General features: G+C 74.4%; 11 protein-coding genes. 2 read left to right on the forward strand and 9 right to left on the reverse strand.

Features of this window, described 5'->3' with window-relative positions; translation table 11 throughout:
• From AC51EU_RS21395 to AC51EU_RS21430, 8 genes are all read right to left on the reverse strand, one after another.
• A partial coding sequence (locus AC51EU_RS21395) for a P-type ATPase actuator domain-containing protein (RefSeq protein WP_496268634.1) occupies positions 1 to 1,510 on the reverse strand: 1,510 nt, incomplete at its 3' end.
• Positions 1,494 to 1,856 carry an ArsR/SmtB family transcription factor gene (locus tag AC51EU_RS21400; protein ID WP_496268635.1) on the reverse strand — a complete coding sequence of 121 codons (363 nt, stop codon included), beginning with the start codon at positions 1,854 to 1,856 and terminating at the stop codon, positions 1,494 to 1,496. The genes AC51EU_RS21400 and AC51EU_RS21395, both read right to left, overlap by 17 nt.
• Positions 1,857 to 1,967: 111 nt before the next feature.
• Complete coding sequence (locus AC51EU_RS21405) at positions 1,968 to 2,378, reverse strand: RidA family protein (protein ID WP_496268636.1); 411 nt, start codon at positions 2,376 to 2,378, stop codon at positions 1,968 to 1,970.
• A 119-nt stretch (positions 2,379 to 2,497) separates the two neighbouring features.
• Positions 2,498 to 3,163, reverse strand: coding sequence for a transglycosylase SLT domain-containing protein (locus tag AC51EU_RS21410; protein WP_496268637.1), 666 nt, complete (start codon positions 3,161 to 3,163; stop codon positions 2,498 to 2,500).
• Between the two features lie 115 nt (positions 3,164 to 3,278).
• Positions 3,279 to 4,640, reverse strand: a complete 1,362-nt coding sequence (locus tag AC51EU_RS21415) for an alkaline phosphatase (protein WP_496268638.1) — start codon at positions 4,638 to 4,640, stop codon at positions 3,279 to 3,281.
• 190 nt (positions 4,641 to 4,830) lie between these two features.
• The gene (locus tag AC51EU_RS21420; protein ID WP_496268639.1) at positions 4,831 to 5,697 is read right to left on the reverse strand and encodes a hypothetical protein; all 867 of its coding nucleotides are present in this window, start codon (positions 5,695 to 5,697) and stop codon (positions 4,831 to 4,833) included.
• A gap of 534 nt (positions 5,698 to 6,231) precedes the next feature.
• Positions 6,232 to 6,495, reverse strand: coding sequence for a hypothetical protein (locus AC51EU_RS21425; RefSeq protein ID WP_496268640.1), 264 nt, complete (start codon positions 6,493 to 6,495; stop codon positions 6,232 to 6,234).
• A 249-nt stretch (positions 6,496 to 6,744) separates the two neighbouring features.
• Positions 6,745 to 7,551: an SGNH/GDSL hydrolase family protein gene (locus tag AC51EU_RS21430; RefSeq protein WP_496268641.1), complete on the reverse strand. Its 807-nt coding sequence runs from the start codon at positions 7,549 to 7,551 to the stop codon at positions 6,745 to 6,747.
• A 199-nt stretch (positions 7,552 to 7,750) separates the two neighbouring features.
• Between AC51EU_RS21430 and AC51EU_RS21435 the strand changes: the two genes are divergently transcribed.
• Complete coding sequence (locus tag AC51EU_RS21435; RefSeq protein ID WP_496268642.1) at positions 7,751 to 8,863, forward strand: DUF5925 domain-containing protein; 1,113 nt, start codon at positions 7,751 to 7,753, stop codon at positions 8,861 to 8,863.
• Between the two features lie 162 nt (positions 8,864 to 9,025).
• Here the strand turns inward: AC51EU_RS21435 and AC51EU_RS21440 are convergent, their stop codons facing one another.
• On the reverse strand, positions 9,026 to 9,532 hold the full coding sequence (locus AC51EU_RS21440) for a methylated-DNA--[protein]-cysteine S-methyltransferase (protein ID WP_496268643.1): 507 nt from the start codon (positions 9,530 to 9,532) through the stop codon (positions 9,026 to 9,028).
• 356 nt (positions 9,533 to 9,888) lie between these two features.
• Here AC51EU_RS21440 and AC51EU_RS21445 point away from each other — a divergent pair, with 356 nt between their 5' ends.
• Positions 9,889 to 10,386, forward strand: coding sequence for a SigE family RNA polymerase sigma factor (locus tag AC51EU_RS21445; protein ID WP_496268644.1), 498 nt, complete (start codon positions 9,889 to 9,891; stop codon positions 10,384 to 10,386).
• Positions 10,387 to 10,542 lie beyond the last annotated feature (156 nt).

A 10,542-nucleotide genomic window follows, 5' to 3' on the forward strand; every position in this document is an offset into this window, starting at 1 on the left:
GCAGCCGCAGTCCGTCGTCCGCGAGTTCCGCGGCCCGGTGGCGCAGGCGCGCGCGGGCGGCGTCGTCCAGGTCGGTGTCCCGCCCGCCGGCGCGGGCGCGGGCGCACCGCTCCAGTACCTCGTCGACGGCGCCCTTGACCACCAGGGTGTGGCGGCCGGTGCGGCCGGGCCGGCGGACGACGGCGCAGGAGGTGCGGTGCACCGGGTCGTAGGTGCGGACGGTGACGCCCTCGCAGCACAGCAGGGTGTCCGCCTGCTCGCCGGCCGCGTCGAGCACCGCCTCGTCCAGGGTGTCGGGGGACGGCAGGTCGGCGAGGTGGAGGGTCCAGAGGCTGTTGACGGCGGCCCAGTGCAGGACCCCGGGGTCGTCGTGGCCGCCGGCGTCCACGGAGCGGTCGACGACGGGCCGGTCGCGGGTGAGGGTGCCGGTCTTGTCCACGCACAGCAGGTCGACGGCGCCCAGGTCGTGCAGGGCGGGCAGCCGTTTGACGATGACGGCGCGGCCGCGGGCGAGCAGGCTCGCGCCCCGGGCCAGCGCGGCCGTCACGATGACCGGCAGCATCTCGGGCGTCAGCCCCACCGCCACCGCCACCGCGAACGGCAGCACCTCCAGCCGGCGGCCGCGCAGCGCGGAGTCGGCCATCAGCACCAGCGGCGGCATCAGCAGCATGAAGCGGATGAGGATCCAGGAGACGCCGTTGACGGAACGGTCGAAGGCGGTGGAGCGTTCCTGCCGCGCGGCGGCCCGGTACGCGCCGGCGAAGCGGGTGTCCGCGCCGGTCGCGGTCACCACCGCGCCGGCGCTGCCGGTGGCGACACTGCTGCCCTGGAAGCACAGGTGCGGCTGCCCGAACAGGTCCTGCCCGGCGTCGTACGGGCCGTCGACGGGGTGTTTGGGGACGGGCGCGGACTCGCCGGTGAGCACCGCCTGGTGGACGGTGAGTCCGCCGGCGCGCAGCAGCCGTACGTCCGCGGGCACCACGTCGCCGGGCCCCAGCCGGATCACGTCGCCGACCACCAGCTGGTCGGCGGGGATCTCCCGGGGCAGCGGCGGGTCCTGCGCGGTGGGCCGCCGCAGGACGGTGACGGTGGTGGCGACCAGGTCGCGCAGGGCCGCCATGGAGCGGTCGGCGCGGTACTCCCCACTGGACCGCAGCACGCAGCTGACCAGCACCAGTACGGAGATCACGCAGGCGGTGCCCCAGGAGGCGACGGCGGCGGAGACCAGTCCCAGGCACAGCAGCACGGTGGTGAAGGGGTCGCGCACGCTGCGCAGCAGGCGCCGGGGCCAGGTGGGCGGGCGCCGTCCCGGCGCGGTGTTCTCGCCGTCGCGGGCCAGCCGTTCCTCGGCCTCGGCCTCGACCAGGCCGCGGGGCCCGGTGTCGAGGCGGCGCAGTACCTCCAGCACGGTGAGCCGTCCCGCGTCGCCGACGGCGGTGGCCGTCCCGGGGCCGCCGGGTGGGGCGGGGGACGTTCCGGCGCCTTCGGCGGTCTCAGGCGCCCAGGCCACGTGCACGCCCCGGGGACGACTGCCGGTGGCCGGTCCGCTCGGACATCCGCTCGACCAGCCAGCGCACCATGGTCACCATGTCGGGGTCCTCGATGAGGTACACCACCCGGCGCCCCTCGCGCCGCGACCGCACCAGTCCCGCCAGTTTCAGCTTGGTGAGGTGCTGGCTGACGGCGGGCAGCGCGCCGCCCACCCGTTCGGCGAGCCCGCTGACGTCGCACTCGCCCTGCGCCAGCGCCCAGACGATGTGCAGCCGGGCGGGCGAGGCGAGCAGTCCGAACGCCGCGGCGGTCTCGTGGAGCACCTCGGTGGGCGGGTCCTCGAAGTCCCCCGCGCTCTTGGCCACTGCCGCTCTCCCGTCCCCGGTACGTCCCTGTCCGCTGCGGCGACCAGTCTAGGACGTGTGGCGGAAGTCCCGTCCGCCTCGCGGCGTCCCCGTTCGATACCCCGTCCGACGTCAGTCAGGCAGCGCCACGGTGAGATCCACCTCGACGAGCTGTCCCGGAAAGCCCAGTTGGGCGACGCCCACGAGCGTGCTGGCGGTGGTGAACGCCGGACCCAGGGCGGACTCGGTGAGCCGGCTCCACGCGGCTCCGAGAACGTCCCTCTCATCGCTCCGCACGTAGATCACCGACCGCACCACATGTGCGGGCCGGGCACGCACCGCCGCCAGGGCGGCGAGCGCGTTCGCGACGACCTGGTCGGCCTGCGTCTCGACGGAACCGGGACCGACGAGGTCGCCCTTCCGGTCGAGCGGGCACTGCCCCGCCAGATAGGCGGTACGGCCTGCCTCGACCACGGTGATGTGGTGGTAGCCGGGTGTCTCGTGAAGCTGCTCGGGGTTGATGCGGGTGATCTTCTCCGTCATGTCAGCGAGTGTGACCAACGTGGCGCCGGCACGCACCGCGTTTTCTCCACCGGCGAGCATGCCGCGGTGACGCGAGGTGGAAGAACAAGCCGGGCGCGGGCCGCGCGGGCGCCGCCGCGTCAGCGGGCGGCGCGGAGGGCGTCGGCGGCCACGTCCCGGTTGGCGCGGAAGCGGTCCAGGTACGACTGGGCCGTCGGTCCGGGCTTCGCGCCGCGGGCGAAGGCGCGCATGTTGCCGGCGCCGGCGTTGTAGCCGAGGGCGAGGAGTTCCTCCCGGGTGAGGGAGGCGGGGTGCGCGGCGGGCAGCTGTGCGTCGAGGTCGTGCAGGTACCAGGCGGCGGCCTTGAGGGCGAGGTCCGCGTCGCCGGGCAGTTCGTGCCAGTCGCGGTCGGCGAATCCGTGGGCCTTCTTGGTCTCGTCGAAGGCGGCGCGGTGCATGTTGGCGATGCCGAACGCGGAGTCGGGCTTGATGCGCTGCCAGGCCCGTTCCCATTCGGGGTCGTGGGGCTTGTACGCCTCGTTGTAGAGGATCGTCATCAGCAGCCGGGGGCTGATCCCGGCGCGGTGGGCCGCGGTGGTGGCCTTCGCGGCGTAGCGTGCCGGGTCGCCGCCGACGGGCGCGGGGCTCGCCGGGCCGGGTGTCCCGGAGGCGGCGGGGGCCGAGGGGCCGGCAGGTGCCGGGGTGGTGCCCGGTGCCTGGCCCGCGGTGCCGGTGACGGTGCAGCCGGTGAGCGCGACGGCGCAGGCCGCCGCCAGCGCGTAGCCGGTTGTGCGTGTCCTGCCCATGTCGCCGCCCCTCCTCGGTGCCTTCGGTGCCGCGGTGCGGCCGGGCTCCAGCGTACGCACCCGGACGCGCCCCGTCCCCGGGAGTGCGGGACGGGGCGCGGGCGGGTGCCGCGTATCAGCGCAGGGAGAGCGCGGTGCGCAGCGTGGTGAACAGGTCGGTCTGGTCGGTGACGCCCAGGACGCGGTCGGACTGCGGTCCCTGGGCGGCGATGCGGACCTGGGTGCCGGTGTGCTCCTGGGAGCTGCCCGGGGTGTTGGTCGAGTAGTTGACCTTCATCGGGCGTCCCTCGTCGGTGACGAGGGTGGCGGACAGGCCGGGCGGGGTGGCCTCCAGCGGCACGATCTGGCTGGTGTGCGCGTGGTCGGCGGTGGTGACGACGAGGGTGTCGGGGTGCTGGGCGGCGTAGTCGCGGGCCACCTTGACGGCGCGGTCGAACGCGGCGGTCTCGCCGATCTGGCCGCAGGGGTCGGCGGCGTGGTCCTGCTTGTCGATGGAGGCGCCCTCGATCTGGAGGAAGAACCCCTTCTTCTTCCCCTTACCGGTTTCCAGCAGCTGGAGGGCCTTGCGGGTCTGCGCCTCCAGGGAGGGCGTGCCGGCGGGGCGCTGGGGGTTGGAGGTGCGGCAGCGCTGGGGGTCGGTGCCGCCGACGGCGGCGGCCTTGCCGGACCACTCCACGGGGACGTTGCCCGGCGCGAAGAGGCCGAGGACGGGCTTGCCGGGACGGGCGGCGCGCAGGCCCTTGTCGTCGGTGACGACCTGGTAGCCGAGGCTGCGGGCCTGCTCGGTGACGGTGCGGCCCTTGTGGCGGCCCTCGGTGACGGTCTGGTCGAAGCGGGCCTTGCCGCCGCCGAGGAGGACGTCCACCTTGTGGTCGACGCTCTGCTCGGCTATCGAGCCGGGGCCGCCCTTGGCGACGGTGTCGGTGGGGCACTTCTTCATGTCGGCCGGGCCCTGGCAGCTGCGGTCGGTGACGTGCGAGGCGAGGGCGGCGGGCGTGGCGTCGGTGAGTTCGGCGGTGGTGACGGAGCCGGTCGCCAGGCCCTTCTTCTGTGCCAGCTCCAGGATGGTGCGGACGGCCTTGTCGCTGCCCGGGGTCTTGGAGATGCGGCCGTTGACGGTCTTGTGGCCGGTCGCCCAGCCGGAGGCGCTGGCGGCGGAGTCGGTGACGTAGTCCGGCCTGCCCTGCTCGTCGACCGCGTAGGTGGTGTACGCGCCGGTGCGGGGGAACAGGTCCATGTTCAGCCGGCCGGCGGCGCCCACGGTGTAGTTGCGGGCGAGGGTGATCTCCGAGTCGCCCATGCCGTCGCCGATGAGCAGGATGACGTTCTTCGCCTTCTGCCCGTGGCCGTGGCCGCGGGCGTGTGCCGGGGCGTCGGACGACGCGGCCGAGGCCGCGGCCGGCACGGCGATCCCGGCGGCGAGGAGCGCGGCGGCCCCCATCGCGAGACGGCGGCGGTACGGACGTGAAGCGGACATCTGCTCTCCTTTCGCGGCACCGGCCTCGCGCCGGTCCCGGGGCCGAGTTCAGCAAGGTGGTGCGTCCCCGGGGCGACGGCCAGGTGTACGGCAGGCCACCGGCAGATGCGCTCCGGGTGTTCCGGTCGTACGCGGCTCGTGCCGCCGTCACGGTGCGCGGTGGTCCGCGCACCGTGCGGCGGCCCGGCGGCTACGGCTCCGGTGTGGTGTGCAGCGCCGGGCCGCTGAAGTCCGGGCTGTCGAAGCCGGCGCCGCCACGGAAGTCCGGGCTGCTGAAGCCGGCACCGTGGCCGTAGTCCGGGCTGCTGAACCCGGCGCCGTGGCCGTAGTCCGGGCTGCTGAATCCCCTCTTGCCGCTGAAGTCGGGGCTGCTGAAGCCGGGCGAGGAGAAGCGCGGTCCGGCGCCCTCCTCGTCCTCGGCGGGCGGCACCCCGGCCCCCGCGTCCCTGAGCTGGCCTTGGAGGTACGGCAGGACGCCGCGTTCCAGCAGTGCCTCGTGCCATGCCCGGCGGGCCTCGGCGACGGCCGGGTCCGCGTCGCAGGCGCGGTCGGCGTAGGCCACGGCGCGGTTGCCGAGGGCGGTCACCACCATGCCGGCCAGGCCCGCCAGGGTGGCGAGCGCGGCGACGCCCGCGGCGACCCAGCCGGCCGTCACCAGCCCGTCGGCCACATGGGGTTGCAGCCCGACGAGGCGCAGCCCGTAGCCGAGGACGAGGAAGACGACCGCGGCCGCGCAGGCCAGCATGGGGATCAGCAGCGCCAGGGCGCCGAGCAGGCCGTTGCGCGCGCCGCCGGTGGCGGGGGCCGCCGACCGGTCGGGGGCGTCGCCGGACTTCTTGGCGGCGGTGCGGAGGCCGACGTAGCGGCGGTACTCCTCGGCGGCGGCCGCGGTGAGCGTCGTCCGCGCGGCGAGCGCGCGGGTGCGCAGCTGCTCCGTGGAGAGCGGTGCGCCGGGGCGGCGTGCCGCCTCGCGGATCTGCGGGACGTTGAGCCCCCGGTCGAGCACGCGCTCGAAGTCGTACCGGTCCTCTGCTCTGAGACGGTCAGCGCGGTTCATGTGCGCCCCCGGTGGTCCTCACGTTCTCTCACTTTCCGTGTCCCCCGATCGGTGATGGTTCGTCCCTGCGCCGCACCGGCCCCGGAACGCCCCACGGCACACCGTGTCGTCGTCCGCCGGCGTCATCTCCCGTACCGGCAGAGGGCCTTGATGGCAGATTACCCAATTGCGCAAGGGTTAAAGTGTCGAGCGGGGAGCCGCATGCCGCATCGGGGCGGGAACCGGCCGCCCGGCGGCCGGGGGACGGCACCGGCGGCGGGGCGGTACAGGAGGCCCGGGCCGGTGCGGTACACGGCGTGACGCGGCCTCAGCGGGGGAAGCGTCCTCGGCGGACCGAGGCGCGGGCGCGCCCGCGACGCTGACGGGAAAGCACCCTTGCAGGTGCGGCCGTACCGGCACCGGGAGTTGGGCACGCAAGAAAACCACCCGTCGCCCGGGACGGGTGGTGAGAGCGGGGTGCCGCCCCGGGGCCGGCGAACGGCCGGGCCGCGCCGGGACGACGGGGGCGCCGGAGGGTTGTGTCCGCGCCGCCGGTCAGGCGTGGCCGCCGAAGAGCGAACGCCGCAGCCTGCGCAGCGGAGCGAACAGCGAGACCCGCGCGCCGGGGCCCGGACGGGCGGGCGCGTGACCACGGGCGGTCAGCTCCTGCATCAGGGACGCCGCGCCCTCCACCTCGCACTGCGGCACGGCGGGCCCGCCCAGCACCGCGAGATGACGGTCCAGGCGCGCACTGGACGCGCCGCTTCCGCACGTGATGGCAGGCACCCGTGCCCTGCCGCGCACTGTTATCTGTTCCATGACTCTCCCCACCCGTACGAGGGCACCCGGCCCCGGGCAGAGTAACCCTATCTTCCCTGGCGGACACCCGTGCAGACCGTCCACGGGACACACCGCCCCCTCGTCCCATCGGGGCACAGCCTACGTAATGCCCCTACGGCGGCGCCATCAGGGCGAGTTGACCGTACGTCGACCGGTTTCGGGCGGTTGGCGCGCCGCGGGAGGACCCGGTACCACGGGGCCCTCCCGCGCGGCGGGAGAACGGCTGGTTCACGCGGCGGAGCCGAAGGCCGGCAGATAGCCCTGGGACTGGCCGGTGGCCGTGGGGTGGTACGACTCCCCCACCGGGATGGTGACGCTGTGCAGCCAGGGGCTGCCCGAGCACAGTTCGTGCCCGGAGAAGGTGGTGTTGACGTCCACGAAGGTGAAGCCGTGGTCGGCGGCGCGCTTGGCGGTGACGCCGTTGATCTCGTCGGCCGCCGCGTTGATGGCGCTGCGGGACTTGTCCGTGAGGCCGGCGACGCAGCTGCCACCGATCTTGTAGAAGTGCGGGTACCCGATGACGACGACGCGAGCCGACGGCGCCTTGCTCGTGATCGCGCCATACACCCCGTCGAGCTTGCCGGGCAGGGTGTTCTTGATGTACGTGACGGCCTGCGCCACCCGGGACAGACAGGCACTCTCCCCCTGGAGCGCACAGGTCGTCATGGTGTCGGAGAATCCCGCGTCGTTGCCGCCGACACTGATGCTCACCAGGCCGGTCGAGGAGTTCAGCGGGCCGAGCTGACCGCTCTTGACGTCGTCGGTGCGGGCGCCGGAGCAGGCGGTGAAGTCGAAGGACGAGGGGGAGTGGGCCGCGGCCCAGAGGGCGGGGTACGCCTTGGAGCTGCGCTTGCAGTCGCCGCTGCCGCTGTCGTAGCTGCCGGACCCCACGCCGGCCGAGTAGGAGTCGCCGAGCGCCACATAGCCCGTGGCGAGGGGGCGCTCGGCCGCCGCGGCGGCGCTCGCTCCGGTGAGCGAGAGCGCCGAGGTGACAACGAGCGCGGACAGCAAGGCCGCAACGCGGGACAGTCTCATCTGAAGCCTCCCTGGGCAGGATTTCCGGACACCGTGGTAGCAGGACCCGCGAGTAATAGGAAGTGTTCATGTCAAGAATCGTTGAATGTTCACGACAAATGGTGTGTCTTCGCGCTGGCGTTCACCCGTGCGTCATCGTCCCGCGGCCCGGCCCGATATTCCGTGTACGCCACGGCGTGGCGTGCCCGATCATGACGACATGTCTGCCGACCATCTCCCGCCGGCCGCCGCCGAGGAGTCCGTACCGCTCCGTCTGACCATGGACGACACCGACTCCCCCCTCGATGTCGTCGACGCCCTGTTCCTGGGGCGCTTCGCCGACGGCAGCCAGCCCTGCGCCCGCGCCCGCTCGGTGGAACGCGTGCGCCCCGGGGCCGCGTTGCTGCCGCCCGGCGCCACCGTGCTGCGCTCCGCCCGCAGCGACAGCCGCAGCGCCCTCCTCGCGGAGGGCGACGGCTACACCGTGCTGGTCTCCCGCTGGAACCACGGCGCCGACGTCTCCGTCACCGCCGTCAGCGACACCCTCGCCGAAACGGTCCTCGCCCAGGCCACCCGCGAGGCCGAGGACACGGACGAACCCCGGCCCGACGACGTCCCGATGGGCTTCTGGTACCTCTCCCCGCGCTGCGGCCCGCAGCGCACGACCCGCCGGATCTCCGCCTCCCCCTGGGAGGAGATCCGCCGCAACTACGCCGCCCCGGTGGCCGGCGCGCTGGACCGGCTGATGACGACGGGTCCGCAGGACGTCAGCGGCCGCCTCCTGCTCCTGCACGGGCCGCCCGGCACGGGCAAGACCTCCGCGCTGCGCACCCTCGCCCGCTCCTGGCGGAAGTGGTGCCAGGTGGACATCGTGCTCGACCCCGAGCGGCTGTTCAACGACGTCGGCTACCTCATGGACATCGCCATGGGCGAGGACGACGACGAGGGCACCAGCCGCTGGCGGCTGCTCCTGCTGGAGGACTGCGACGAACTGATCCGCGGCGAGGCCCGGCAGGCGGCGGGCCAGGCCCTGTCACGGCTGCTCAACCTGACGGACGGTCTGCTCGGCCAGGGCCGCAACGTCCTCGTCGGCATCACCACCAACGAGGACCTGGAGCGGATGCACCCCGCGGTGGTCCGCCCCGGCCGCTGCCTGGCCCGCATCGAGGTGGGCCCGCTCGACCGCTCCGAGGCGGTGGCATGGCTCGGCACCCCCGAGGGCATCGGCCGGGAGGGCGCCACCCTCGCCGAGCTGTACGCACTGCGCCGCGGCACGCCCTCCCCGTCGGTCCCGGCCCAGGAACAGGGGGCCGAGGCGGGGCTCTACCTCTGACGGGTTCTCCCGCGCGGAGCGGGCGGGGGCGTGTTCACGCCCGGCCCGCCGCGCCGGGCGCGCGGCGCCTCCGGGGCGTACGACGCTCACGCCGGGGGTCATCCCCCGTACTCCGTCGCGCCCCGGGACCGACCGGACCGGACACGCCGGGGCGCGCCCCTATCAGCCGCCCCGGTGGGCGCGCTCCAGGTCGAGGAGGTGCCGCTTGCGCTCCAGGCCCCCGGCGTAGCCGGTGAGCGATCCGTCGGCCCCGACCACCCGGTGGCAGGGCCGTACGACCAGCAGCGGATTGGCGCCGATCGCCGTGCCGACCGCACGCACCGCGGCCCTCGGCGCGCCGATCCGCTCGGCGATCTCGCCGTAGCTGACGGTGCTGCCGTACGGAACGGACTCCAGCGCCGCCCACACCCGCCGCCGGAACTCCGTCCCCCCGCCGGCGTACTCGATGTCGAAGCGGGTCAGCGTGCCGGCGAAGTAGGCGCGCAGCTGGGAGACGATCTCCGTGAACGCGGCGGCGTCCCGCGTCCAGCCGTCCCGGACGACGGCACCGCCCTTCTGGCCGGGCACGGACAGCGAGGCGAGCGCGGTGCCGCCCTTCGCGGTGGCCGAGTCCTCGCCCACCAGCAGCAGCTCTCCCAGCGGGCTGTCCATCGTCGTGTACTTGGTCATCCGCCTGCGCCTTTCCGAGTCCTCCGGTCATGTTCCCCCACCGACCCTGCCGTGTGCGCACCGCCCGGTCCGGCGGGTTTCGGACATCGCGCCCGGGGCCCGCCGTGGAGCCGCGCGCGGGCGGGCGGACACACTGGTACGGAGAACCGGCGGCGGAACGGCCCGGCCCGTCCTCCGTCGGCGCGTCCCGGTGGTGGGTCCGGCGGCTTTGCCGGCCGGCCGGGCCCGGCGCGGTGACGCGTGTCGACCGGTCCCGGTTGCGTGAGAAGCCTCACGCGCCTTTCCCGCGCCCCGTGTCGACCGGACGCCCCCCGGCGGGCGTATGCGGGGTGAAGCGAGAGATCCGGGAGTGGCAGTTGACCGTCGAGGAGTTCGAAGAGTTCTACGCCCAGACGGTCGCACGGCTCACGGGACAGCTGTACGTGATGCTCGGCGACCTGCACGAGGCGCAGGACGTGGTGCAGGAGGCGTTCGTCAAGGGCTGGAGCCGGCGGCGCCAACTGGACCGGGACGGCAGCCCCGAGGCGTGGGTGCGCACGGTGGCCTGGCGGCTGGCCGTGAGCCGGTGGCGTTTCCGGCGGCGCGCCGCGGACGCCTGGCAGCGCAGCGGCGCCCCGCCGCACACCGAGGGGCCGGGGCCCGAGCAGGTCGCCCTGGTGGCGGCGCTGCGCGAGCTGCCGCCCCGGCAGCGCCGCACCTTGACCCTGCACTACGTGTGCGACCTCACCGTCGAGCAGATCGCCGGGGAGACCGGCATGTCCGCCAGCACCGTCAAGACGCACCTGGCCCGCGGCCGGGCCGCGCTCTCCCACCGCCTGCAGGACCCGCGCATGGAGGAGGCCCACGATGCCTGAGCCCGACGACCGGCTGCGGTCCCTGTTCCAGGAGACGGCCCTGGACGCACAGGCCCGCGCGCGCACCGCGCCGGCCGAGGACGTCACCGCCCGGGGCAGGCGGGCGCACCGGCTCCGTACGGCCTCTCTCGCGGCCGGGACGTGCCTGGTCCTGGC

Source organism: Candidatus Streptomyces philanthi, assembly GCF_059553635.1.

Coding starts and splice junctions, on each gene's coding strand:
- AC51EU_RS21405 (WP_496268636.1), bottom strand. CDS start 2,378: ATGACGGAGAAGATCACCCGCATCAACCCCGAGCAGCTTCACGAGACA.
- AC51EU_RS21410 (WP_496268637.1), bottom strand. CDS start 3,163: ATGGGCAGGACACGCACAACCGGCTACGCGCTGGCGGCGGCCTGCGCC.
- AC51EU_RS21415 (WP_496268638.1), bottom strand. CDS start 4,640: ATGTCCGCTTCACGTCCGTACCGCCGCCGTCTCGCGATGGGGGCCGCC.
- AC51EU_RS21420 (WP_496268639.1), bottom strand. CDS start 5,697: ATGAACCGCGCTGACCGTCTCAGAGCAGAGGACCGGTACGACTTCGAG.
- AC51EU_RS21425 (WP_496268640.1), bottom strand. CDS start 6,495: ATGGAACAGATAACAGTGCGCGGCAGGGCACGGGTGCCTGCCATCACG.
- AC51EU_RS21430 (WP_496268641.1), bottom strand. CDS start 7,551: ATGAGACTGTCCCGCGTTGCGGCCTTGCTGTCCGCGCTCGTTGTCACC.
- AC51EU_RS21435 (WP_496268642.1), top strand. CDS start 7,751: ATGTCTGCCGACCATCTCCCGCCGGCCGCCGCCGAGGAGTCCGTACCG.
- AC51EU_RS21440 (WP_496268643.1), bottom strand. CDS start 9,532: ATGACCAAGTACACGACGATGGACAGCCCGCTGGGAGAGCTGCTGCTG.